The 24,399-nt window shown below is 61.0% G+C and carries 20 protein-coding genes and 1 pseudogene; 14 read left to right on the forward strand and 7 right to left on the reverse strand.

Annotated features, from left to right (window positions below; translation table 11 throughout):
• Positions 1 to 232 precede the first annotated feature (232 nt).
• On the forward strand, positions 233 to 1,342 hold the full coding sequence (locus tag U7114_RS06545) for an acyltransferase (protein WP_323056860.1): 1,110 nt from the start codon (positions 233 to 235) through the stop codon (positions 1,340 to 1,342).
• A gap of 221 nt (positions 1,343 to 1,563) precedes the next feature.
• Positions 1,564 to 2,415 carry a glycosyltransferase family 2 protein gene (locus U7114_RS06550; protein ID WP_323056861.1) on the forward strand — a complete coding sequence of 284 codons (852 nt, stop codon included), beginning with the start codon at positions 1,564 to 1,566 and terminating at the stop codon, positions 2,413 to 2,415.
• Positions 2,416 to 2,632: 217 nt separating this feature from the next.
• Here the strand turns inward: U7114_RS06550 and U7114_RS06555 are convergent, their stop codons facing one another.
• The 3 genes from U7114_RS06555 to U7114_RS06565 form a co-directional block, all read right to left on the reverse strand.
• Positions 2,633 to 3,736, reverse strand: coding sequence for a glycosyltransferase family 4 protein (locus tag U7114_RS06555; RefSeq protein WP_323056862.1), 1,104 nt, complete (start codon positions 3,734 to 3,736; stop codon positions 2,633 to 2,635).
• Positions 3,737 to 5,519: 1,783 nt separating this feature from the next.
• On the reverse strand, positions 5,520 to 6,620 hold the full coding sequence (locus tag U7114_RS06560) for a glycosyltransferase (protein WP_323056863.1): 1,101 nt from the start codon (positions 6,618 to 6,620) through the stop codon (positions 5,520 to 5,522).
• A 25-nt stretch (positions 6,621 to 6,645) separates the two neighbouring features.
• Positions 6,646 to 7,635, reverse strand: a complete 990-nt coding sequence (locus tag U7114_RS06565; RefSeq protein ID WP_323057009.1) for a GDP-mannose 4,6-dehydratase — start codon at positions 7,633 to 7,635, stop codon at positions 6,646 to 6,648.
• Between the two features lie 152 nt (positions 7,636 to 7,787).
• Between U7114_RS06565 and galE the strand changes: the two genes are divergently transcribed.
• The 4 genes from galE (at position 7,788) to U7114_RS06585 (ending at position 11,549) form a co-directional block, all read left to right on the forward strand.
• Positions 7,788 to 8,807: a UDP-glucose 4-epimerase GalE gene (gene galE / locus U7114_RS06570; RefSeq protein ID WP_323056864.1), complete on the forward strand. Its 1,020-nt coding sequence runs from the start codon at positions 7,788 to 7,790 to the stop codon at positions 8,805 to 8,807.
• Positions 8,808 to 9,026: 219 nt separating this feature from the next.
• Complete coding sequence (locus tag U7114_RS06575; protein WP_323056865.1) at positions 9,027 to 9,293, forward strand: M23 family metallopeptidase; 267 nt, start codon at positions 9,027 to 9,029, stop codon at positions 9,291 to 9,293.
• Between the two features lie 171 nt (positions 9,294 to 9,464).
• A complete protein-coding gene (locus U7114_RS06580) occupies positions 9,465 to 11,129 on the forward strand; it encodes a PAS domain-containing sensor histidine kinase (RefSeq protein WP_323056866.1) in 1,665 nt (554 codons plus the stop codon).
• 39 nt (positions 11,130 to 11,168) lie between these two features.
• Entirely contained in the window at positions 11,169 to 11,549 is a 381-nt protein-coding gene (locus tag U7114_RS06585) for a response regulator (RefSeq protein ID WP_323056867.1), read from the forward strand.
• A 20-nt stretch (positions 11,550 to 11,569) separates the two neighbouring features.
• Here U7114_RS06585 and U7114_RS06590 read toward each other — a convergent pair whose 3' ends face one another.
• Complete coding sequence (locus U7114_RS06590; RefSeq protein ID WP_197432606.1) at positions 11,570 to 11,725, reverse strand: hypothetical protein; 156 nt, start codon at positions 11,723 to 11,725, stop codon at positions 11,570 to 11,572.
• 883 nt (positions 11,726 to 12,608) lie between these two features.
• On the opposite strand from U7114_RS06590, the gene U7114_RS06595 reads away from it, so the two are divergent.
• On the forward strand, positions 12,609 to 12,842 hold the full coding sequence (locus U7114_RS06595) for a hypothetical protein (protein ID WP_323056868.1): 234 nt from the start codon (positions 12,609 to 12,611) through the stop codon (positions 12,840 to 12,842).
• Between the two features lie 88 nt (positions 12,843 to 12,930).
• The gene (locus U7114_RS06600; RefSeq protein ID WP_323056869.1) at positions 12,931 to 13,155 is read left to right on the forward strand and encodes a hypothetical protein; all 225 of its coding nucleotides are present in this window, start codon (positions 12,931 to 12,933) and stop codon (positions 13,153 to 13,155) included.
• A gap of 59 nt (positions 13,156 to 13,214) precedes the next feature.
• Here U7114_RS06600 and U7114_RS06605 read toward each other — a convergent pair.
• A pseudogene (locus U7114_RS06605) lies at positions 13,215 to 13,405 on the reverse strand (Lrp/AsnC ligand binding domain-containing protein); the annotation flags it as partial.
• A gap of 221 nt (positions 13,406 to 13,626) precedes the next feature.
• On the opposite strand from U7114_RS06605, the gene U7114_RS06610 reads away from it, so the two are divergent.
• The 6 genes from U7114_RS06610 to U7114_RS06635 all read left to right on the forward strand — a co-directional run bounded on the left by U7114_RS06610 (position 13,627) and on the right by U7114_RS06635 (position 22,920).
• Positions 13,627 to 14,100, forward strand: a complete 474-nt coding sequence (locus U7114_RS06610; protein WP_323056870.1) for a sensor histidine kinase — start codon at positions 13,627 to 13,629, stop codon at positions 14,098 to 14,100.
• Positions 14,101 to 14,335: 235 nt separating this feature from the next.
• A complete protein-coding gene (locus tag U7114_RS06615) occupies positions 14,336 to 15,427 on the forward strand; it encodes a M23 family metallopeptidase (RefSeq protein WP_323056871.1) in 1,092 nt (363 codons plus the stop codon).
• 235 nt (positions 15,428 to 15,662) lie between these two features.
• Positions 15,663 to 16,973, forward strand: coding sequence for an EAL domain-containing protein (locus U7114_RS06620; protein ID WP_323056872.1), 1,311 nt, complete (start codon positions 15,663 to 15,665; stop codon positions 16,971 to 16,973).
• A 523-nt stretch (positions 16,974 to 17,496) separates the two neighbouring features.
• On the forward strand, positions 17,497 to 18,720 hold the full coding sequence (locus tag U7114_RS06625; RefSeq protein WP_323056873.1) for a MinD/ParA family protein: 1,224 nt from the start codon (positions 17,497 to 17,499) through the stop codon (positions 18,718 to 18,720).
• A gap of 607 nt (positions 18,721 to 19,327) precedes the next feature.
• Complete coding sequence (locus U7114_RS06630; RefSeq protein WP_323056874.1) at positions 19,328 to 20,416, forward strand: EAL domain-containing protein; 1,089 nt, start codon at positions 19,328 to 19,330, stop codon at positions 20,414 to 20,416.
• A gap of 32 nt (positions 20,417 to 20,448) precedes the next feature.
• The gene (locus tag U7114_RS06635) at positions 20,449 to 22,920 is read left to right on the forward strand and encodes an EAL and GGDEF domain-containing protein (RefSeq protein ID WP_323056875.1); all 2,472 of its coding nucleotides are present in this window, start codon (positions 20,449 to 20,451) and stop codon (positions 22,918 to 22,920) included.
• A 372-nt stretch (positions 22,921 to 23,292) separates the two neighbouring features.
• Here the strand turns inward: U7114_RS06635 and U7114_RS06640 are convergent, their stop codons facing one another.
• Both U7114_RS06640 and U7114_RS06645 read right to left on the reverse strand, forming a co-directional pair.
• A complete protein-coding gene (locus U7114_RS06640; RefSeq protein ID WP_321214217.1) occupies positions 23,293 to 23,757 on the reverse strand; it encodes an Lrp/AsnC family transcriptional regulator in 465 nt (154 codons plus the stop codon).
• A 124-nt stretch (positions 23,758 to 23,881) separates the two neighbouring features.
• The gene (locus tag U7114_RS06645) at positions 23,882 to 24,127 is read right to left on the reverse strand and encodes a hypothetical protein (protein ID WP_323056876.1); all 246 of its coding nucleotides are present in this window, start codon (positions 24,125 to 24,127) and stop codon (positions 23,882 to 23,884) included.
• Between the last annotated feature and the right edge of the window lie 272 nt (positions 24,128 to 24,399).

Raw genomic sequence — 24,399 nt, forward strand, 5'->3', positions numbered from 1 at the left:
TAAGGTTTGACCGACTTATGGTTTTGGCTGAGCAATAAGTCGAGGCCTACGGTTCTGGAAAGACGGCTTGCCTCGACTCTTGGATTGATCAGCATCAACGGTCCCAACTAGTTCTCGTCGCTGCACAGTAAGGTAGCGGTGTTTCCACACCGTAGGTCGGGCGTCCTATTGGAACAACAAATATTTAGAGACCCGAGCAGTTAGCCCGGGCATTACTTGGGGGACGTTGCAAATGAAGGAGAGACTTCAAGGATTGGATGGCTTGCGGGGAATAGCGGCCTTGATTGTGCTCTCCTCGCATACGTTGTTGATCTTCCGCTCGGTAGCAGGAGGATCGGAAAGATCCGCGTCTGATCAAGCCGAGCCTTGGATCAAAACCGCACTGCAGTCCCCGTTGCACGTAATCTACGCTGGCGGAGAAGCTGTGTTCGTCTTCTTTATACTTTCGGGCTTTGTCTTGGTCCTTCCGTTTCTACAGCGGCGCCCGCCATCATGGATTGGCTACTACCCGAAGCGACTACTGCGTCTTTATGTGCCAATCTTGGGAGCTGTCATCATGACGGCGGCGATGGTCCTGGCCATACCGCGGGTCGTATCGTCGGACCAGACTTGGTGGGTCAATATGCATGCCATAGACATGACGTTCAAGGGCCTCATTAGAGAGTCATTTACCTTGTTGGGCACTGGTCGTTACAACTCGGTCTTGTGGAGCCTGAAATGGGAAATTATTTTATCACTTTTCTTACCCATATATGTCGTGGTCGCGCGCTCCATGCGGTCGTGGTGGCTACTTGGGGCAGGAGTCATGATCTTGTTGAGCGCCGCTGGACTATCGATGGGGAATACGTATCTCGAGTACTTGCCAATGTTCGGCATCGGGGCGTTCCTAGCAGCTGGCAGGGACAAGATCGTGGGGTTGGCAGATCGGCACTCGGTGGGGAAAATTTCTATGACAGTTGCGGCCGCTATGTTCTCAGCGTATTGGTCGATTCCAGGACTCCCCCTGCCAAGAGTCTGTCTGCTGATCGCATGCACTGCACTTTTGATAGCTTTCCTGACGTGGACTCCTGCACTTGGTTTGTCACGCACACATATCATGAAGTGGCTAGCATCCCGATCATTCAGTCTATATCTTGTTCATGAGCCGATCATTGTCTCGGCGGCGCTGGTTTTCCCGAGCCGCCCGTGGCTTTCGGTGGCAGTCGGGTGGCCCGTCGCAATACTGGCCACTGAGCTTTTCTTCAAATTCATTGAGGATCCTAGTCGGCGTCTAGCCAACTGGGGAGGCTGCGCCACTACCGACCGATTGATGCCGCGCGCATCTGCGAAATCCCAAGAATGACGGGAATAGAGTTCCTGCAGGGCGGTCGATTTAATAATCTTCGTTGGCAGGTGCAGGTGTGGCTCGGAGTGTAACCCGTCCGCGTAGAAGGTGGTGAATAGGGAGACGCTTGAAGCTGACTCGGCTTACAAGTGTAGCAATAGCGAGTTCGACCTTCATGCGGCGATGCGGATACACTCGGTGCGATCAACAGAAAAATCGTGTACCAGTATGCTTTGATCATGAATATTTCATTGGGGGAAAATCTCGTTTCCGTTGTGATCCCTTGCTTCAATGACAAGCCTGAGCACATTCAGGAGTGTATAAAGTCAGTCTTGTCTCAGTCTTACCCACGAGTTGAGATCGTCGTTGTTGATGACGGATCCACCGATCCAGGCACGAAAGATGCACTCCGTTCGCTTCCAGAAAGCGTACATCTGGTTCGCTCAGAAAACCGCGGCCCATCCGCGGCGCGAAACCTCGGGATATCGAAAAGTGCGGGTGTCTTCATCTTGCCCTTGGATGCTGATGATTGGATCAACCCGCAGTTTGTAGCTGCTGCCGTCGGCGTTGCCCTAGATCGGGACGTGCAGATTGCCTATCCCGATGTGCAGGAGTTCGGTGCGTCTTGTCGTCTGAAGCGTCCACCTCAAGTCATAACGCTTGCTGACCTAGTTAGCAGTAATCTAATCGCTTCGTGCGCGCTGTTCCCTCGAGCCCGTTGGGCCGAGGTGGGCGGATACGATGAGTCCTTGCGGCATGGCTTTGAAGATTATGAACTGTGGGTGCGTTTGCTGCGTGACGGTGGTGCGGCTCGGAAGGCCATACCCGCTGTCCTCCATTATCGGCAACGGGACAGTTCCCGTAGGTCCGACTTGGCCGTCGCCGACGCATTGGCAATCACTCGTGCCAAGATCTTGACAAACAACAAGGAACATCTTCACACGCTGCTCACCGCGGCTTGGGAGCGAACAGATGCTTTGTCCGTGGAAGTAGGGAAAGCATGGAATGACCCCCTTCAGTTGAGGAGGTGGCTGCGCTGGACAAAGCCTGCGTCGGCCTACGTGCGGAGGGGATTTTCGCGATTCGGGTGATACAGGTGGAGTAACATGTTTCGGCTCCTCATCTGCCGTTGACGACCTGCGCCCGCAGTGGCCGGTTGACTCTTGAGAGGTAGGCGCGTTGCTGGCCTTGGGCACCAGGTGATAACTGGAAAGCGAATATAACGCTGGAGGTGAGGGCGTCCCAGCGCCGAGACGGGCGCAATGACGCAATGCCATGCCGACCGCGTCCTGCATCCGCTTACGGGGATCATCCTCTGAAGATGTCCTTGCATAGGCGGGTTGTTTCTAGCGCCCACGTGTCCCAGTTCAACAAGGACCGGTGACGCTCGTTGGAACCGTTCACCATATTCTGATAAAAGGCACTATCGCTCAATTCTTCAAGGGCGGTGCGGACTTGGAGTTCCAAATTCTTCGTCCTGTCAATGAGGATGCCGCTGACGCCGTCGGCGACGATGGATCTCACACCGCCGGTGTCGGTTGCTACCACAGGGAGACCAAAGGCATGGGCATCTGTTAGTGTCACGCCGCCTGCATTTGCTTCGGCCAGTTCAAGGAGCACATCGTGCTCGGCATAGACGCTCGGCATCGCTTCCCTAGGAACTCTGCCGAGGTTGGTTACCCACCCCGGTAGATGTGGCGCGTCCCCTACTACCGTCAGTGTTGTATTAGGGTGTTGCACTCTGAAGGAGGCTACTGCCGCCACCGCGAGATCTCCTCCTTTGCGCTGCCAGTCGCGGGCGACCACGAGTACGCGCAACCCTTTGCCGCATTGCCTTCGCACAGGTGAGGGCGGCTGCATGGAAGGTCCGAACGGGATCACCCGACAGCTGTCCGGACGTGCCCCTGACTTCTCCAAAGCGCTCTTAGCCCAGTCGCTGGCCACTGAGAAAGCCGTGGTCTTTGCTTGGCTTCGCTTGGAGAGGTAGCCACCCTGCCAGGCCGACAGAGTATGCAGATTCGAGAACAGCGGATAATAGCCAGTCATCGCGTTGAAGGTCGCGTCCGTTACTTGGACCACATGCTGATCGACCTCAGCGAATGCGATGTCCTGAGAGGCAGCGACGCAGAGAACCACATCGGCCTTTGTTTGCCGGATCAAGCGGGCCACGATTTTCCCACGCTTCACGCTCGTCGCCAACGCATGACCGCTGAGATATGGCTTATCGGAGACTCGGCCCAAGGTTGCCAGTAACAACCGGTCGACTTGGGACATTTTGATGTTCCCCGTTTCTGCGGCGACCACATCGGCATGCTGTGCAAGGGCGCGGTACATGGGATTTATCACCCCTGACCACGAGTTTTCATCTGAAATGTCCCACGGAGTCAAGAACGCTATTCGCAAGGCTTTCATCTTTCAGTGTGAGATTAAGGTGCCGGCTGTTGCATGTCCGGTAACTCTGATACGGACATGTCACTCAGGGTACCGGTATATTCACCACTGCGACGAGGAGGGGAGTGCATCCTAACAATCAACATCTGAGGGCAACATTCTGCAGTGGTCCTGAACTGTTGCCTCGAAGGCCATGGCAGCCCGACATAGGCTATGTTAGCTTTTGCGTTTGATCGTGCTAATGAGATGAACAAGCGGATAGGCTTTTGTTCATGAATATTCTGGCGGCCGCACGGCAAATTAAGCACCACGCTTTCCTAATTAGAAAGCGGAGCGGATTCGTCAAGGTCGTCGACATTGCATATCGAGGGTTTGATGCTATCCACCAGTTCAAGTTCGACCCACACCAGTACCCAGGCACCTTCCTCCAAGCGACCGTGCCACCGGGAGTCGCACTACCGGTGCCTAACGTGATCTATGCTTTTTGGACTGGGGAGAATCCTCTGACTACGAATCGGCTGAAGAGTCTGGACTTGATGAGGCGACGAAACCCGGGAAGTAGGGTTTTGTTAGTGACGCCTGAGAACCTAGCTGAATACGTATTGCCTGATGCTCCACTCCATTCAGCCTATGAGCACCTATCGTTAGTGCACCGCTCCGACTACCTACGATGCTATTTCATGCACCACTATGGCGGCGGATACTCCGACATCAAAGAGCACCGAGGTGCATGGCTGCCTGCCATTGAGTTGATGCAACGCAGTAGCCAGTCCTACGCCCTAGGCTACCGAGAAGTGTCATCCGGAATGTGCGCTCAATTGGATGGCCGAATCGGCCGACAAATTCGCCTTCGTTACCGACGCCTGATAGGAATGGGCGCTTTCATCATGCGTCCCAAGACGCCTCTCACTAGTGAGTGGTATGCGGCGACGACGGCCCTGCTTGACAATAAGGCGCAGGACCTAGAGTCGCACCCAGGCAACATTCGAGGAGACAACCCGGGGTATCCGATCCGATGGACCGGCCTTCTAGGTGACGTCCTGCAGCCCGTTTGCCTCAAATATTCCGACCGTTTAATAATCGATGACTCCGTTCGCCCATCGTTTGATAACTATAGGTAGTGAGCCGTGCCTCTGTCTGAGAGACAGTTTGAAGGATTGAGCTCATATCTGCCCGGTTGAACAGGGCTCAAGACCGCAGTAGGAGTGCACCTCCGTCCCTCTGAGGACCGTGCGGCGGTCGGTAGAGCTGTTCAGGCTTGTTTTTGACAGAACACCGGCCAGACGCCGTGTCCCTGTACAAGCGCTGCCACGTTCTTCCCTCTATACCGCCGGTACTTATGCACCTACAGAGCATTATCGCGATGATTCAATGCCCAGCATCCGCGGATTGAGTTTGTCCATGTCGGTCAGCTGCAGCAGGCACGCCTCCGTCACAGCGGCGCGGACCATCCACGAGGACCCGGCGAGGCCGGCAGCTGCTTCCGATGCGGCTCTGCCGGAGCGGATGACGGCGTCGACGAGCTGGTCCCGGAGCCGGCTGGTCGAGTGGGCGCGGCGCGGGACCTTGGGCGTTGATTCGAAAGAACGAGAGCCGGTTGCAAGCCACTTCTTCGCACTACCAGCGGTACTTGGACCAGAGCACGTCCACCGGCCCTGCGACCGGAATATCCCGGAGCCGTTGACGGCGGCGTTCCTTCCGCCGCGAGGAGATGGCACCGCAGCCCGACAGCTGATCAGTTTCGATGATGACCTGGCGCCGGTAGGCAGTGGCGCTTTACCAAGCAATCGGCTTCAACTCAGTTCTAAGGCTCGACCCACAATTTGATAGCCTCATGAAAAATGCGGCGGTCAAACTTCTCGGTTTGTTGGCGACAGCCCTCCTGCCCGATGGACGGTAATGCATCTGCCGCCGCCCTCATCTCCGAGGGTGAAAAGCTTTCTAGGAGAAATCCGGAGACACCATGGCTGATCGATTCGGCTGCGCCTCCTACCGTGGTGGCTATGACGGGTGTCCCCGTTGCGTTTGCCTCCACGGGCATGATGCCGAAATCTTCGACGGCAGGAAAGATGAAGGCCCAGGCTCTCGCATACAACTCGCGGAGCAGCGGCTGCGACGGTCGGACCACGAGCTGCACCGGAACGGTTGCAGATTCTGCCAACTCCAGGAGTACGGACCCAAGCGGCCCGGAGCCGGCGAGTACGACAGGAATCTGGTTGGCCTCACCGAAAGCAATGGCACGGTCCAGCCTCTTGTAAGGAACGAACCGTGAAGCTCCAAGGACAAATGTGTCCGGCAACGACTCGAGCAGGTCACATTCACCTGGCGTAAGGAATTCAGCTTTGCTGGTGCTGTAGTAACCGACATCGACAGGCGGGTGGATGACCTTACAGTCGCGCAGCCACGCGCTCTGTATCCTCTCACGCACGTAATTACTTACGGCTGCGATCGACGTGGCCTCTTGGGCACGTGCACGGTCGATGGCCTGCAGCGGCTTCGAAACGGCGCGGGCTGCAAGTGAATTGCCCCGATCATCCAGTTCAGGATTCCACACATATCTTGCCGGCGTGTAGGCATAGACGTACTTCGGAATTGGTCTTCCAGGACCAGATAGTTTCGCGTGGTGCGCGAACAGGTGCGAACTGCAGATCATCCAGTCCGGAGCTTCTGGAACGTTTATAGACCGCCACGTCGGCAGCGTGAAAGGGAGAGCCAGGCTCTTCCGCCGGCGAAGCGGGGTCTTCGACAACCAGGATTCGGTGACGGTCCGCCCGGCAAACCGTTCCGGATAGTCATCCCACAGGCACGCGATGGCCGCATCCGGGAAGATCGCCGCGAACTCCTCGGCGACTTTCTCTGCGCCACCGTATTGCTCGATCCATTCGTGAACAATCAATCCAGGCACTTGGATGTCCTCTCCGTTTCCCGGTTCAGACCAGGTGTTTCTGGTTGGCCAGGTCGTGTTCCACCATCATCGAGACCAGACTTTTAAAATCCACCTCCGGTTTCCAGCCCAGCGTGGCATGGGCTTTGCTGGCGTCGCCGATAAGCGATTCCACTTCAGCCGGACGGATCAACGTTGAATCCTGCGTTACGTAGCCTGACCAGTCGGAAATTCCGACGGCGGCAAAGGCGACATCCAGCAGGTCACGGATGGAGTGCGACTTGCCGGTCGCAATGACGTAGTCGTCCGGTTCAGGCTGCTGGAGCATCCGCCACATGGCGTCAACGTAGTCACCGGCAAATCCCCAGTCCCTTCGGGCATCCAGGTTTCCCAGCGCCAAAATGTCCTGCAGCCCGAGTCTGATCCGGGCAACTGCCAAGGTGACTTTGCGGGTAACGAACTCCGGTCCGCGCCGGGGGGATTCGTGATTGAACAGAATGCCGCTGGAAGCATGCATTCCATACGATTCGCGGTAATTGATGGTCATATGGTGGCCGAACGCCTTGGCCACACCATAGGGGGAGCGGGGCCACAGCAGGGTCCGCTCAGTTTGGGGCACTTCCTGGGCCTTGCCGTACATCTCGGACGAAGACGCCTGATAGAAGCGGACCTTCCCCATGTCACTTCCGGCGTAAAGCCTTGTTGCTTCGAGCATGTTCAAGACACCCAAAGCCGTCACATCGCTGGTTAAGGCAGCGTTCTCCCACGAGTACCCGACGAAGGAAATGGCGCCCAGGTTGTACACTTCGTGCGGCCCGGCAATGCTCAGGACACGGATGAGGCTGGAGACGTCAGTCAGGTCTCCGGTCAATACCTTGACCTCCGGGATGATCCGGTGAAGAAGTTCACGTTTTGGGTTGCTCTGCCCGCGGACCAGGCCAAAGACAACATAGCCTTTGCTGAGCAGGAGTTCGGCAAGGTAGAGACCGTCCTGGCCAGTGATGCCAGTAATCAGGGCCCGCCTGGGGAAATCCATTCCGTGCATATCCGTCAATTTTGCTCCCCAGCCAAACTCGGAATTCATGGTCCCTTTTTCCAGCTTTCACTCTACGCTCTGATCTTGGTAGAGGACCAAAAACTAAGTCGCGGGACGTTTCAATTTCCTGATCTGAGCATAGAGTGAATCCTATGAAGGTACTGGTCACTGGGGGTGCCGGGTACATCGGATCGCACACCTCACTTTGTTTGCTTGAAGCAGGACATGAAGTGGTTGTTATTGACAACCTGTCAAATTCACAAGTCAAATCCCTCGAGCGGGTGCAGCAGCTTGCCGGAAGTAACATCGCCTTCCGCAAAGTGGATTTGCTGGACGAACGAGCCGTGGAAACGGTGATTGGGCAATCTGGAGGGGACGCCGTCATACATTTCGCCGGGCTCAAAGCGGTTGGCGAGTCGGTGGAAAAGCCGCTGAAGTACTACCAAAACAACGTAGTAGGAACCCTGAACCTGCTGCACGCCATGGACAGGGCGGGCATCCGAACGCTCGTATTCAGTTCCTCCGCCACCGTGTACGGAGCCTCCGAGGAAGTCCCGCTGACGGAAAAAGCGCCCATGGATGCCACCAACCCCTACGGCAGGACCAAGGAGCAAATAGAAGACATACTTTGTGACCTTAGCTCGGCGGACCGTCGCTGGAGCATCGCCCTCCTGCGCTATTTCAATCCGGTCGGGGCCCACGAATCCGGTTTGATCGGGGAAGACCCGAGCGGCGTTCCGAACAATTTACTGCCCTTTGTGGCTCAGGTAGCAGTGGGACGGCATGAGAGGGTGCTGGTCTACGGCAATGATTATCCGACGCCGGACGGCACCGGAGTGCGCGACTACATCCACGTCATGGACTTGGCAGCCGGCCATTTGGCCGCGCTCGATTTCCTGAAGTCCAAGGTGGGGACGTTCCGATGGAACCTGGGTACCGGTCGGGGATCCTCCGTGCTTGAGGTTATCCGCGCTTTCGCCGATGCGGCCGGACGTCAAATCCCCTATGAGTTCGCCCCGCGGCGTCCCGGGGACGCTGCAGTCAGCTATGCGGACCCCTCCTCCGCGCTGGCCGATCTAGGTTGGTCGGCCCGCCGAAATCTCGCACAGATGTGCGAGGACCAGTGGCGGTGGCAGAGGGATAATCCCCTCGGCTACGGTGAGTCGAACTGACGGCTGCTTGCTGATTTACCTTGTGTCCATATTCGATGGACTGACCGATCGTTGGTCAATTCGGTCACACTCTCCTGTTGCCCGGCATCCTTGCAGTCCGTTTCTCCAGGATAGGGCTTAAGTAAGCCCCGCTGGATTGCCGGATCACCAGGCGCTTTTGTTTTTGTCGCGTTGCAGGAGCAGCGGGGGAGTTCCACTGGGGCCTGGCAAGGTCAGTCGGTGCAGGCGGGCGAACTCATTGCCAAGGTCGGAACCACAGGTGCGTCGACTGGCTGCCACCTCCACTTTGAAACGATCTTGAACGGCGACCACACCGATCCCGCGCGTTGGGCGCTCCAGCCGCTGACCCTCGCGGAGCGCCCGGCTGACACCACCATGACTGATTTCCGCGATTCAGCGGCGACGCCTCCGGCCTGGGCGGTCTCCGCTGGGCGGGCCAGACAACAGCACCGTCCGTGGCCTGAGGGCGTTTCAGCCTCCCGGTAACTCCAAGCACCGTGGGTAGACTCTAGGCCAGGCAGACGCAACTGCTTGCCAAAGGTATGGAGAAACATTGTCGGAATGGCTCGAAGTCGGCGCGGACAGCTTTCCGCTGGTCACTCAAGGTTCGTTGCTGAACACTGGCCGTATTAGTGGACCCGAGCGGGCGGTGTGGTCATGAACGTCTCGCGAGCCCCTGTGAGCGATGGCCTTGCCTGGTTACCGGCGCACAGGTTTTTTCATGAGCTTTCCCCGCGGGCGCGGGTGGTGCTGAGCCAGTTGCCGCTCACGGTGTCGATGGTCCTGGTGACGGGCATAGTGCTGGTCTTCCATCCCGCACTGCTGCTGGATCCGGTGTTCAAGGCCGGGCTAATGCTCCATGCGGTGATGTTCATCCTGGCCTTGGCCGTCCCGTGGCAGCGGCTCCCTCCGGCGGCTTCCCTTGCCGTCCCTGTCTTGGACTTCGTCCCTATCGGACTGATCCGCGAGTCAGGGGTGGAAACCGTTCCCGCACTCGGGGCCATGGCTGTCCTTCCGGTGGTCTGGTTGACCAGCTCGCAGCTGTACCCCCGGTTTGGCCTGGTAATGAGTTTCCTCGGCCCGCTGCTGGCGGTCTGGGTCCCGCTGCTTCTCCGTGGCTCTGCCGCCGGAGAAGAGTACAGCGTGGTGGTGCTGTTGCCGGTTCTGATGTTCGCCACGGGCTTCGCCGTCCATACCCTGAGCGCCAGCAGGGACCACCAGCAGCGCACCCTGGAGGAGGCGCGGGGCCAGCTGCAGTCGGCGCTGGACAGCTCGGCGCGCAAAGAACGGCTCATCAACACTGTCGTTGACGCAGTTGGCGTCGGCGTCCTGGCCTTGGACGCCGGAGGCAGCAGCACCCTCAGAAACCAGCAGCAGAAGCGCAACTACGCACTTGCATATCCTTCTCCGGCTCCCGACCGGGAGCCGGAGGTGCACGTCTATGGCCGCGGGGGAAAGGAACTGCTCGTTCCCGAGATGCGGCCGGAGCGCCGGGCGGCCAGGGGAGAGGACTTTTCCGACTACCTGGTCTGGATCGGCGAAAACGGCAAGCAGCGGGTATTTTCGACGTCCGCCAGGGCAATCCGCGACGATGGCAGGTTCGACGGGTCGGTGGTAACCTTCACCGACGTCACCGCCCTGATAGAGGCCATGACCGCCAAGGACGCGTTCCTGTCCAACGTCACCCACGAACTGCGCGCCCCGTTGACGTCGATTCTGGGGTACACCGAGGTGCTGGCCGCCAGGGAAGACCTGCCGGGGGATGCCGGCGCCATGCTGCAGGTCATCCAGCGGAACGGTCAGCGGCTGCAGAGACTGGTCACGGATTTGCTCACAGCAGCATCGGGCTCGGTGGATGTGCGTCCGGAGCCGGCGGACCTCGCCGAAGTCATCGGGTTCAGCCTGGCCACGGCGGTGCCGCTGGCCGGCGCTGCGGGCGTGAACCTGGTCAACGAATCAGACCCCGAGGTGCCGGCACTGATAGATACGACACGAATGGGCCAGGTTTTGGACAACCTGCTCTCCAACGCGATCAAGTACTCGCCCGACGGCGGGAAAGTGACGGTGCGTGCCAGCGCTACCGCGCAAGGTGTGTTCTGTTCGGTGACGGACACTGGGATTGGGATGAGGCAGGAGGAGCTGAAGGAACTCTTCACCAAGTTCTTCCGGTCCGAGACCGCACGGAAATCCGGGATCCCGGGAATCGGCCTGGGGCTGGCAATCACCAAAACCATCGTGGACAACCACGGCGGCAGCATCAGATGCACCAGCACACCCGGTCATGGATCAACGTTCACCGTGACCATCCCCGCCATTCGCTGATTCCACGAGATACCTTAATAAGAAAAGGGGGTGCCGTCCATGCGGAAAACGGCTGTGATCATTGACGACGATTTGGACGTCCGGGGTCTCATCCAGGGCATCCTCGTTAACGCTGGCCTGGAAGTGCATGCAGCCGATTCGGGTGCCGCCGGCGTGGAGGCCGTCCGGCGGCATGGGCCTGACATCATCGTCCTCGACTTCGGCTTGCCGGACTTCAACGGGGTGGAAGCCGCCCGGCGCATCCGGGGCTTCAGCAGCGCGCCGATCCTGATGCTTACCGGTCACGAGGATCTCGCCGACACCCCATTCGCTGCCGGCATCCATGACCTTATGGCCAAACCATTCAGCCCTCGGGAACTGCGTTTGCGGGTGGAGAAACTGCTCTCAAGCGACGAACAAACCAGCATACAACCGGACTGACTGTGCTCCAGCGTCAGGTGTCATGCGCCCTGCCCGGCTCCCCGGGAAGCATAGCTGATCGAGATGCAGCCATCGGCATCGTCGTCTGAGGAGATATAAGCTGTGAAGTCGGCCAGTGACATGAAGCAATAGAAATCGCTGTAGCGGTAGTTTGATTTTTCTGCCCTGGTTGCCACTTTGATTACCTTCATTCTCGTTGTAGGGATATTCTCTGCCTTCTGACTAAATGATGGGTGGCTTCGATCAAGGTTCCCGATGGTTACCTGCACAGTTCTCATAGGACTGGGACAACGTTCGCGCAGGAAGCGTAGGGTTCCGCCGGCCTCCCGCCCAGCGGGCAGCGCCGGACAACATTACCTCTGACCTTGGTGCGCCTGCTGCGGAAGCCGGACCGCCGCCGTCGGCCGCTCCGGCTGAACGTCCCCCTTTCTGCCGTGTCCGGCCTGCTGTTGCCGACAGCATTGCGGAGAGCCCGATGCCGATCTCGTCAGCTCGCCAAGTTTGTTCGTGAAGGAACAGAAGCCGCGGCCCGTGGGTGGGTTCGGCGGTGCTGCCCTATACGGCCTGACCGGCGGGGCCTGGAACTGGGTCCAAGTGCCAAGCAGCGCGAGGAGTGGACGCCCCTGCGCCATCGGCGCCAACCCGGACTCCGGGGACCTGGTGGAACGCGCCCTGGGGAGGGTATTTTTACCAGCAGTCCAGTCCGCGGACCATCACGGACCTGCTGGAGAACATCGAGTCCGTCGACTCGCTCACGTGCCCGGTACATGCACCATGCCGGCAGGCTGCACCTGATCGCGGGAGAGCAGGACTCCGAAGTCTCGGACTCGCTCTCGGCTGCCGAGTACCTGCGGATCCGCAAGTCATCTCCAGCTACTCCTCGGTGGCGCTCGCTGACTGCGGTACCGGCGTGACCCACAATGCGATGAGCGGGATCCTGCAGTCTGCAGACAACCTGGTGACGGCCGCAGGCTACGCCGTGAGCGGTGCCAAGCGTGCGCGCAGCACGCTGCACTGGCTGACCAGCCACGGGTACGCGGACCTGGCCGGAACGCCATTGTGGAGATCACGAACAAAGATGAAGTCTCCTCCCGGGTGGACAAGGACGCCATCGAGGAATACCTCGCCGGGATCTGCCGCGAGCTCATTACCGTCCCGCACGGCCGCGGAGTGGCATATGGCGACCTGGTCACCCTGGACGTGCTCGAGCCCGAGGCTCGCCGTGCCTACAAAGAGATCGCCGCTGCCATCGTGGACGGGTACCGGCAGAGCCACGGCCTGCACCGATCTTGATCAAACCCTCGCCGCACCTGCGGCCAATGCTGAGCCTCCGGGCGTAGCTTGGGCGCATCAGGGCAGGACATCAGAAGGGGTGGCGGGAATGACTATCACCGAATACGCCGCGGCACTGGGCGGCATGCTGGCACAACTCGCGGGCATGGGGCTCCTGGCCGCAGGACTGATCAAAGCAAAAGCCCGCCAACAGGTACTCCTGCGAATGCGCTGCGACCTGTCGAGTGCTCCACGACGTTTAGAAGCCACTGGCGGCAGCGGCGGTGAAGGTAGCGGTTCTGATTGGATAGCGGTCGCACCGAGACACAGGTAGCGCCGCGAAGGCGGTTTGCCGCAGGCTGGATGTAGGCGGCGCACCCAAAGTCTAGTGGGTTACGGGGCATCCAAGTCTTTGAAAACCGGGAACGTCCGGGTATTCCACTCCGGGCATGAACTGTAGCTGATCGAAGATGACGCGGATGCAGGTCGATGTTGTCCACGGTGGGGAACAGAAGAATTATGTCGGAGTCGACTCTAACCAGAGCCACGTGATGCACCTCCGGGAGGGCGCTGAGCTGGTCACGGTGGTTCAGGGCTCCCGAGCTCTATCATGCCGGGGGCCTCGCCGCCGTCCTATGGGCTGGCGGCGGGCCTGCTTGCCCAAACCTGCTGCAAATCTTTATTCGGACTGCGGATAATCGCCGGAGTCCTTGAGGATGGCGGGCCACTCTTGTTCCAGGGGCTTACCGGCCGGATAAGTCACCCAAACACGAGACCGCAAGCATGCAGGGAAGCAGGGAAAATTGTGAGCCACGCAATAGCACTGGATGGGGACAGAACCCAAGACGCAACCGCCGATGAACTCATCGCTGCGTTCCGCACGTGGGGACTGGCCGGCAGCATTGACAGGTTGACCGTGCCGCTCCGCCGGCAGGGTGTTTGTGTACGGATGGAAACTCCCCACCACGGCCTCGAGATTCCGGCAGCCTGCGCTATCCTGCTCTACCGCGCCGGGCAGGAAATTCTCACCAATGCGCTCAGGCACTCCAATGCAACCGAAGTGACTGTCCGGCTCGAGGCCGTCTACCACGGCATCCGCCTGACCATCACTGACGACGGCATTGGCTTCGGCCCGGAAAGCCAGGCCGAGGCCTCCCGGAACCACCGATACGGGGTGTGCTTGATGACGATGGCCGTCAACGAAGCACACGGCCTCGTGAGCGTTGACTCTGCTCCGGGCAGGGGAACCAGGGTCTCCGTCACCATTCCCCTGGATTAGATTTCAGTCCCCGGCCTTGGACACGATAGGCAGTCGTGCTGGCCGCTGCGGGGCGCGGCTATTACTCAGTTTTCTGCGAAGACCGGCCCAGTTCGGCAAGGCCTGCCTGAGGGTTTGCATAGGTTATTCACAGATGCGGCCTTATCCCTCAAATCGCCCTGTCCTCCGTGTTCCCATAGTTACAACACCCGCCACTCATCACCATCCAGGCGGCTCTTCACGGGGGAAATCCATTTTGGCAAAACATCTGGCGCGGGCCGCTGCCCGCCGCAGCCGTCAGCGCGTGCGGCATGCCGCCCGACTGGCCATCAGCGGAGGCACAGGCGTGCTGGCCGTGCTCGTTATGGGACTCCAGGCAAGCGGCTCGGTTACTGCTGCCGAACTTGCGCCCGGGCACCCTTCCGGCAGCTTTGCAGCCACAGCCCGCCAGGGCTTCACGGCGGGGACGGCGAGTGCCCGGGCAGCCGGTTCAACCCCGGACGTTGTCTCGGCCCGGGCCGACGCCTTGCTGACCTACAGCCGTTCCATCGTCCGTACCGAAGCGAAGAAGGCGACCGGGAAACTCAGTGCCGCCTCGACCGCCTCGCAGCGCCCAGCGGCCGGAACCCTGATGGCACCGCTGGAAGTACTTTTGCCCAGTTCACCGTACGGGCTCCGGACGAGTCCGATCACCGGAGTAGCGGGGGAATTCCACTGGGGCCTCGATTTCTCCGCATCCTGCGGCACGCGCGTCCACTCGGCGGATGCCGGCGTCGTACGGGCAGTGGGTTGGCACCAGTGGGGCGGCGGCAACCGGGTTGAAGTGGATCATGGCAACGGACTGATCACCACCTACAACCACCTCGAAGGCATAGGTGTCCGGACGGGCCAGTCCGTCCAGGCCGGCGACGTTATCGCCAAGGTCGGCACAACCGGCGCCTCAACGGGATGCCATCTCCATTTCGAAACGGTTTTGAACGGCAGCCACACCGACCCTGCTAAATGGGCGATGGTGCCGCTGCATTCTCCCGATCCCAAGGCCGATATCACGATGGCCGACTACCGGAGCGCCGACGGAACGAAACCTGCGCCGGCATGGGTAGCCTCCGTTGAGCAGAGCCGTGGCCATGAATCGGCTGGCCACAGCCACGGTCCCGCGGAAGACGGATCGGCGGCCATGACTTCATCGCCCCGAGTCGACGCCTCGGCGCCATCGGCACTTGCACCCGCCCCGACGACGTCGCCGACTGTGGCGCCCGCCCGCGCAGCTACGGCATCCCCGACGGCGACGCTTTCCGCCACCGCGACGGCGGCCACCCCTTCGCCGACGATCACCGCGGCACCGTAGGTGAATTCACGTTGATTTGCCCTGTTTTTGCCTACCTTTTCAAGGATTTCCACAGATTAGTCCAAAGATGGGACTTACCCTGATGCGGCCTTGTTAGCCTACCTTTGGCCGCGGCCGATCAGGATGACCGGACTCAAACGCGGGGTGCAATGGGGGGGAACAGGGCATGGCCAGGTACGGAAAAACGACTCTTCGGTCATTTGTCGGCAGCCACCTGCTGCTCTGCGTCCTAAGCGTGCAGGCCGCATTTGCCCTGGCCGTGGCCGCAGGTTGGCACTCCTTGGCCCACAGCTTTCCGCAGCCACCTGCAGGGGCTGTTCTGGTCTGCGCAGTTGCCGGAGGGTTGATCCTCGTTGCCGGGGTCACGGCTGCGCGGGGCGTCCGTGCCCAGGCCCGGGAGCGCGACCGTAGCAGCGCTGTTTCCAACCTCATGGAAACCGTCTCCGACACGAGCAGCGAATGGGTGTGGGCCGTGGACGGCCAGGAGAATTTCAGCTACTCAAGCGGGGCCAGCACCGCACTCCTCGGGTACGAACCCGGCGAACTGATCGGCAGGCCGGTCAGCACCGTCATCGGTCCGGACGAACTCGCCGGGGCGCGGCAGGCCGTGGCAGACGCCCGCGGCGATCATGGTACTGACTGGAAAGGGGTCCGGATCTCCTACCGCCACCGCAATGGCACATCCGTGTGGATGGAAGTATCCGGCAGGGCACGGCCCACCAGGAACGGGGCCCGCCCCCGCTATGAAGGAACCAGCCGGCCCCTGGCCGCCCAGGCGGTGCAACCGCTCATCGAAGGGCACGTCCGGGAACGCATCGAGAGCACCGTCCGGGGCGGAACCATCCTCACCGCGTTTCAACCCATTTACGAACTTGGCACCGGAATCATGACCGGAGTGGAAGCGCTCACCCGGTTCCCCAGTGATGACGGCAGAAGCCCGGAGCATTGGTTCAGCGATGCCGCCAGCGTTGGACTCGGGGGACACCTTGAATTTGCGGCCCTGGAGGCTGCCCTGCTTAGGACCGCGAAGCTCCCCGAACACCTCTATGTGGCGCTGAACCTCTCGCCCGATACCTGCCTGGACCACCGACTGCCGGTGCTGCTGGAGCGGTCCGGCCTGGCCGCCCACCGGATAGTTCTGGAACTGACAGAAAGACTGCCAGTGGCTGAGTACACGCCGCTGCTGTCCGCGCTGGCCCCCCTGCGGCGCAGGGGCCTGAAGATTGCCGTGGACGACGCCGGCTCCGGCTTCTCATCAATGCGCCACATCCTCCGGCTCCGGCCCGACATTATTAAGCTCGACCGCAGCCTGGTTGCGGGGCTTGACAGCGACCATGCCCAGCGGGCGCTCGGTGCCGCCATGGTTACGTTCGCCCAGGAAATCGGGGCCCAGATCGTGGCAGAAGGTATTGAGACCATGGCCGAACTGGCTACCGTTACCAGGCTGGGGATGACATCGGCGCAAGGTTACTTCCTGGGCCGTCCCAGCCTCCATCCCGGCGAATGGGAAAGCTGGAAGGAAGCCCGCATCAGCGGCGCCGCGTGATACCTGCGCCAAGCGATCGTCCTCCACGGACGGCGCAGCCCCCAGCAGCCAGAATTGACACGTTTGTCAATTATCGCGCCGCGAGGGTAGCGTCCTTCCTAGCTTGACTTGGGAATACTGCCATCAATGGAGGTTTGCATGATGCTGGACTGCTACGCCACAGCGCTGCGGCGAGGTAACCGCCGCTAGCCATGCCCTACGTTGACATCAACCCCCACAAAAACCGTCCCAGATGGCAGGGCTACGCTGTCCTGGCCGTTCTCTTAATACTGACCGCAGCCGTAGTTGCCGCCGCACTGGCCCATCGCTGAGTCCGGGCTGACACTCGAAAGCATCGTAGACTTACGGTTTGAACCAGAGTGCTGCTGAACTTCTTGCCGAACGTCCTGGGGGGATAAACATGTCCGATCCGGCGGATCAGAATGCGCGCGCCAATGCAGAAGATGCAGGACAGCCGCCACTGCGACGACGCCGCGACCTCCGTCGCGCCGACGGCGGGCCGGCGGATGTCCGGACAGGAACCATGCCAGCCGTACCGCCCGCACCGTCCAGCCCGCCTGAAGCCGGAGGGCCGCTGACACGCCGGACCTCGTGGGCAGAAGCTGCCGCGGCCGCCGATGCCGCGCAGCCAGCCTCTGCCGTCCCGCCTCCCACCCGGCCACCTGCAGCCGCCCTGACGGCCGCGCAGGACACCCCCACCTCCGTCGCCGGTGCGCCTGCTGCGGAAGCCCCGCAGCCGCCGTCGGCCGCCCCTGCTGAAGCTCCCGCCTTCCGCCGCGTCCGGCCTACCGTTGCGGACAGCATTGCTGAGAGCCCAATGCCGGACTTCATCAGCTCGCCGGGGCTGTTCGTAAAGGAGCAGAAGCCGCGTCCCGTGGGCGGCCTCCGCGGAGCCATCTACAGCATGACCGGCGGCGCCTGGAACCTGGGCCCCAGCGCCAAGCAGCGCCAGGAGGACGAGCTGGGCCGACGCATCTCGCGACAGTTGCAGGGCAGCTACAACACCGCTGTGCTCAGCCTCAAAGGCGGCATCGGCAAAACCTCCACCACCGTGGGCGTGGGCCTCACGCTTGCCGAATACCGCGGGGACGCCCCCTGCGCCATCGATGCGAACCCCGACTCCGGCGACCTCGTGGAACGGGCACTGGGCGAGGGCATCTACCAGCAGTCCAGCCCGCGCACCATCACAGACCTCCTGAAAAACATCGACTCCATCGGCTCGCTGACAGCCCTGGCCCGGTACATGCACCACGCCGGCCGGCTGCACCTGATCGCGGGGGAGCAGGACCCGGAGGTCTCGGATTCACTCACGGCGGCTGAGTACCTGCGGATCCGCAAACTCATTTCCAACTACTACTCCGTGGCGCTGACCGACTGCGGCACGGGCGTGACGCACAACGCCATGAGCGGGATCCTGCAGTCTGCGGACAACCTGGTCATTGCCGCAGGCTACGCAGTGAGCGGTGCCAAACGTGCCCGCAGCACCCTTCACTGGCTGGCCAGCCACGGCTACGAGGAGTTGGCCCGGAACGCCATTGTGGTGATCACGGACAAGGACGAAGTCTCCTCCCGCGTGGACAAGGACGCCATCGAGGAGCACCTCGCCGGAATCTGCCGCGAGCTCATCGCCGTCCCGCACGACCGCGGCGTGGCTGACGGCGATCTCGTCACCCTCGATGTCCTCAAACCTGAGACCCGTCGTGCCTACAAAGAGATCGCCGCTGCAATCGTGGACGGGTACCGCTAGAACGCATCCCGCTCATGCCATCCGCATTGACCGGTTTGGCAGGACGCGCAGGCAAGTAGGGAGAGGGGTGCCACAGGTACCCGGCGGGGGAAACTCAGGTACCGCCTACTGGTGCCCCAGCCAGGATGCTGGGCTAATTTCGGCCCATGGGTGGATACGAGGAAGACCGGCAGGCCGTTCCCTTTCCGTGCGCGCCCGTGCCGGCCGCAATGTTCGGGTTTCGGGACGGTGCGGCCTGGGTAGCGGACGATGTGTTCGTCACCCGCGACGGCCGCGGCGACGTGCTGGTGGAGCGCTGGGACGGTAGCGGTGTACGGTCTGCAGTCGTTCGTAGGGACTGCGAAGGTTTCATGAGGTCGATGTGGATCAAGCTCATGGAAATAGCTGTGGACGGGACCCCGAAATCGGCGCCCTAGTTTCCAGTCGCCGCCAATTCCGGGCCCGGCCGCAGTAAACGCCGGAATTTGTTTCTGGACATTAGGGATTTAGGTTCTGTCCGGCTGTACCCTTTGTTCAGGCCGGGGTTGCGCGCTGCAGTCAATCAGTGTTGCGGCCGAGGCTTGGTGCCGGGCTCAGCCGGCGCCTACAGCCGATAAAGGAATAGCCGATGTCACGGGACGAGTTCACTCTCCTCTCAGTCACCGGCGCAGGGGAAACGGCAGGTCCGGGGGGACCTGCACTGCCGCAGCAGGCGGCGAAAGATGGTTCCCTGCGCGATCAGGTGATGGAGCTGATCAATGATGTCCTCACTGATCCTGATCCCAAAGCGGAGTGGGCCAGGGCGCAGCTGCGGAAGCACCTTGCGTCCCACCCGGACAACCCCGAACGTGCGTTTCTTGAGCATCTTGCCGGGACACGGAAACAGGGCGCGCGGCAGCAACCACGTACTGAGGGTGTGGACGGTACCACTGCCGGTCCCCTTGATGAGCGCAGCGCCCCTGATACCGGGCTTACGAAGAGAATTGAATCCGTTTTGGGCAGCAGGCTGTTGCTGACGGCGTTTCAGCCAATCCACGAATTGCCGGAGCGGCGCGTCGCCGGGGTTGAAGCCCTTACACGTTTTGTCAGCAGCGACGGATCAGACGCCGACACTTGGTTCCGGGAAGCCGAGGCCGTAGGCCTGGGAACCGAGCTGGAGATAGCGGCCCTGCAGTGTGCTGTATCAGCGGCGCGTATGGTCCCCGCCAATCTCTTCGTCGCGTTCAACCTTAGTCCGGCGGCGTTTACGGAGACCCGTGTCCAAGGCCTGCTGCAGAACTCCGGGCTGGCGATGGACAAGATCGTCGTTGAGCTTCGTGGCGGGGCAAACGATATGCAGTGGAGCAGGGTCATCAAGTCCGTGAACCTGCTACGTCACCGCGGATTGCGGGTGGCGGTGGATGGCTCCGGAGCAGGCTTTACCCCTGCCGACAGGATTCTTAGCCTTCGGCCTGACATCATCAAACTCGACCGTACTTTTATCGCCGGGATTCTTGAGGAGCCAGGCCTGGACGAGCCGGCAGTGATTAGCCTTGCCCAGGAGGTCGGGGCCGTCCTGGCAGCCGAAGGTATTGAAACGGATGCGGAGCTTGCCGCAGTCATTGATGCCGGCCTCACTGCCGGCCAAGGGTATCTGCTGGGCCGGCCGTCGGTGCATCCGCTGGACTGGTCGTCGTGGGTCATCCAAACGACTGTAGGCGTAGCCACAGAGTCCTAGTTGGAATGGATTGAGGATAACGCGGGGGATCAATGGCGGGGGAACAACAGGATGATCTGCTAACACAGGCCTTGCTGCTCGACGAGATCGGCCAGTCTGCGATCGGGATGGACAGCAGCTGGCGGGTCACGTACTGGAACCGTGCCTCCGAACGATTGTATGGTTTCGCTGCCTCGGAGGTGATCGGATTGACGCCTCTTGATCTGGGCATCGTCGATAGTTTCCCGACCCCCGGGCCAGGGCTTGCGAATGAGGAGATCGCGGAGCGGTTAGCCCTTGGCCAGGACTGGTCCGGGGAATTGGGGATGCAGGATCGGTCCGGCAGGCAGTTTCCAGTCCATGCGACGATCAGCCCGATCAGGGGCCGCCACACGGTGGCAGTGGATATCGTGGCCATCTCAAAGGACATCACTGACCGGAAACTTCGGGAGGCGGCCTTGGGCCGGCTCTCCGCGATGGTGGAGTCTTCGGGGGATGCGATCATCGGCGCTGACATGGACGGGAAGATCACCAGCTGGAACGCAGGTGCCGTACGGATGTTCGGCTGGAGCATGGCGGAAGCCGTCGGCCAAACGCACGCGCTGTTCACCACCCGGAATGCGGAGGACTTGGATGTCCGCGTCGCTGAGCGGATCCGCGCCGGGGCTTCCGTCTCAGGGGTAGAGGCCCGGTGGCGGCGCAAAGACGGCTCGGTCATTGACGTGGACCTGACGCTGTCACCGGTGTATGGGCAGGACGGAAAGCTTGCCGGCGCTTCTGCCATTGCCAGGGACATCACGGAGATTAAGCGGTTGCGGTCCGAAGCCGATGCCGAGCGGCGCCGGTTGATTGCATCTCAGGAAATGGCGCATGTGGGAAGTCTTGAGTACTCGGGCGCCACGGGGGAGACCTGGCACTCACAGGAATTCGCGCGCATCGTGGGCTTGGCGCCAGGGGAGTCCCTATCAAGGGCATGGCTGCTGGAGCGGACACACCCGGAGGACCGTGACCGGGTCCGGCAGGTGTGGCGGGACCTGCATTCGGGGGTGCGATTCGCTGATGTAGAGTACCGGCTCCTCCGGCCGGATGGCGGGCAGCGCTGGCTTCATTCACGGATACTGAACGTCGACGGCACTCACGGGCAACCAACTCATTTCCTCGACACGGTACTGGACATCACTGAGCGCAAGAAAGCCGAGCAGGTCCTGGAATGGCAGGCCCGTCACGATGCCCTGACAGGCCTGCCCAACCGGTACCTGATAACTGAGGTGCTGCAGGGTTTCCTTGACGATGGTTCCCGGCCAGTGGTCATGTTCGTCGATATCGACCGCTTCAAACTCGTCAATGACGGTATCGGCCATGGCGGCGGTGACAGAATCCTGATGCTCCTGAGCGACCGTTTGACGAAGACAGTGAGGGCCGGTGACACGGTAGGGCGTTTCGGGGGCGATGAATTCATCATTGTCTGCGAGAACATGGGCATGCGTGCCGCTAAGGTGATGGCCGGGCGAATCCGTGAATGCATCAGGGCTCCGTTCGAGGTGGAGGACCGGCAGATTTTCCTCAACGTCAGTGTTGGTATCGCCCTGGCCGGACCTGATGACACAGCACAATCCATGCTGGGCGGCGCGGACACTGCAATGTATAGGGCCAAATCGGCCGGCGGGGACGCGTCGGTGGTTTACCACTCCAGAATGACTCAAAGGGCCAGCGGACGGTTGGACATGGAGTCGGACCTTTGGCTAGCCCTGGATCGGGGAGAACTGCGGCTGAATTATCAGCCGATCATGGAGCTCGCCACTGACACTCCACTCGGTTTCGAGGCTCTCCTGCGGTGGGAGCACCCCGACCATGGCCTCATGCCACCGGAATCATTCATCCCGGTCGCTGAAGAGACGGGCCTGATCGTTCCCATTGGAACCTGGGTGCTGCAAGAAACCCTGCGCCAGGTGCAGCAGTGGCGTCAGGAGGTGGAGGGAGCCGGAGACCTCACGGCAGCAGTGAACATCTCCGGACGCCAGTTCGTGGCGAAGGACTTTCCGGACATCGTGGAGGCAGCAATCCAGATGTCCGGCATTGATGCCGGAGCCGTTCACTTGGAGATCACTGAAACCGTTCTCATGGACGAACCGGACCTGCCCAAGGAAACCCTGCAACGTCTTTCCCGCCTGGACGTCGGCCTTTCCATTGATGATTTCGGCACCGGCTACTCCTCCCTGGGCTATTTGAGGTGGCTTACTGCTAAGACTCTGAAGATCGATCGCACTTTCATTCAGGAACTGGGAGACCGCCCGCATGGGGGCACCGTCATAGAGCTTGTCCTCGGCATGGCTAAAAGCCTCAAACTCGACGTTATCGCTGAAGGCGTCGAAACCCACGCCCAGCTCAACGAACTTCGGCGGATGGGCGTCACCCGCGCCCAGGGATACCTCTGGAGCAAGCCGATCCCCCCGGAACGCGTCCCCGGGTGGTTGAACGGCCGGCTGAGGAAAACCCGTACGCCGGCAGCGCTGACGCCGGGCTGACGGTGCTTGCACACTCTTAAGCAACTTTTGGGTCTGCGATGCCTCTGGCATTGCTGGTCACCGGAGGCCAAGGCGTACCCTGCCGGACAACCACGTGGGGAAGCCCGCCGATTGGGGGGAAATGTGGCGGGCCTCCCCGTAGCGCCCCAAGCCGCTGAATCTTGATCTCGTCAGGACAATCAATTTCCGGGGGATACGGCAAGTGGAACGGTGTTTCACAGTGCAACTACTGCAGTGCCGCGATAGCTTGGCGGCACTACCGGAAATCTTCGCTTGCGCCACTCAAGACTTAATCAAGATTTCCGCAAGAACGGGCGAGTGTTCTGGAAGTGGCTGTTGCCTCCGACCCCATCGATGGGGCGGAACACGCACCTACCGCGTATCCAGATCCTCGAACACCAAAAACGTCTGGGTATCCAGCACGCCCGGCATGGACTGAAGCTGGTCGAAGATGACCCGCCGCAGGTCGATGTTGTCCACGGCGCGGACCAGGAGGATCACGTCGAAGTCGCCGCCCACCAGGGCCACGTGGTGGACCTCCGGGATCACGGCGAGCTGGTCCCGCAGCTCGCGCCAGGCGTCCTGCTTCAGCTTCAGCGTCACGTAGGCGGAGGAGCGGAGCCCCGCCTTGATGGGGTCCACCAGCGCCGTGAACTTGGACAGCACACCTTCAGAAGTGAGCCGGCCGATCCGCGTGTAGGCGTGCGCCCGGGAGATGTGGACATTCTCCGCCACCTGCGTGACGGACATCCGGCCGTCCCGGGTCAGCTCGGCAATGATCCTGCGGTCGATCTCGTCCAGCGGGACGGGTTCCGTCCCGGCATCCCTGGCTGCCACTTGCTCCACGGCCCCCGTCGGTAATCCGGCCCACACTTACAATTCGTCTTCCAGTGTAGGCAGAATCGGGCACGATCGTTCAGTTCACGGGATTTCGGATGCGAAAGCCCGGCCAAAGGCCCGGCTACAGAGACTTGCGGCTATTGGCATCCTGCAGCTGCGACGCGGTGCGGAGGAAGTCGCAGTCACTGGGGGAGAGGGAACTTTCCCCGTGCCTGTCCTGTTCAACCTGCACCCCGGTGGCCTTGGTGATCGCTGCCACGACGGTCCGGGGAAAGATCCTGCATCCGGGATTGTCCACCAGCCACTGCCGCGTTTCCGGCTCGAGCCGGTCCCACAACTTCTCGATGTCCATTACAGCTGCCCCCACTCTTTGTAATTCCTCGGTGTAAGAGATGCGCCTTGCCCACAGCGGTTCCGGGGCAGAAAGGACTGCGCTGTCCCTCCGCACCCTGCGCACCTTCCGAGTGTGGTCCCGCATGAAGGAGAGGTCAAGGGACTTTTGGCACGGGCTCTCAGCACCGGACCTGGTCCTGGAAGGGGCGTGGTCACCGGGGCCCCGGCGTCCCTGGCTGCCATTTTGTCCACACACCCTGTCAGTAATCTGGCTCACACTTACAGTTTGTCTCCCACAGCAGGCAT

The sequence above is a fragment of the Pseudarthrobacter sp. C1 genome (assembly GCF_034720455.1).
In the GTDB taxonomy this organism is placed as follows: domain Bacteria; phylum Actinomycetota; class Actinomycetes; order Actinomycetales; family Micrococcaceae; genus Arthrobacter.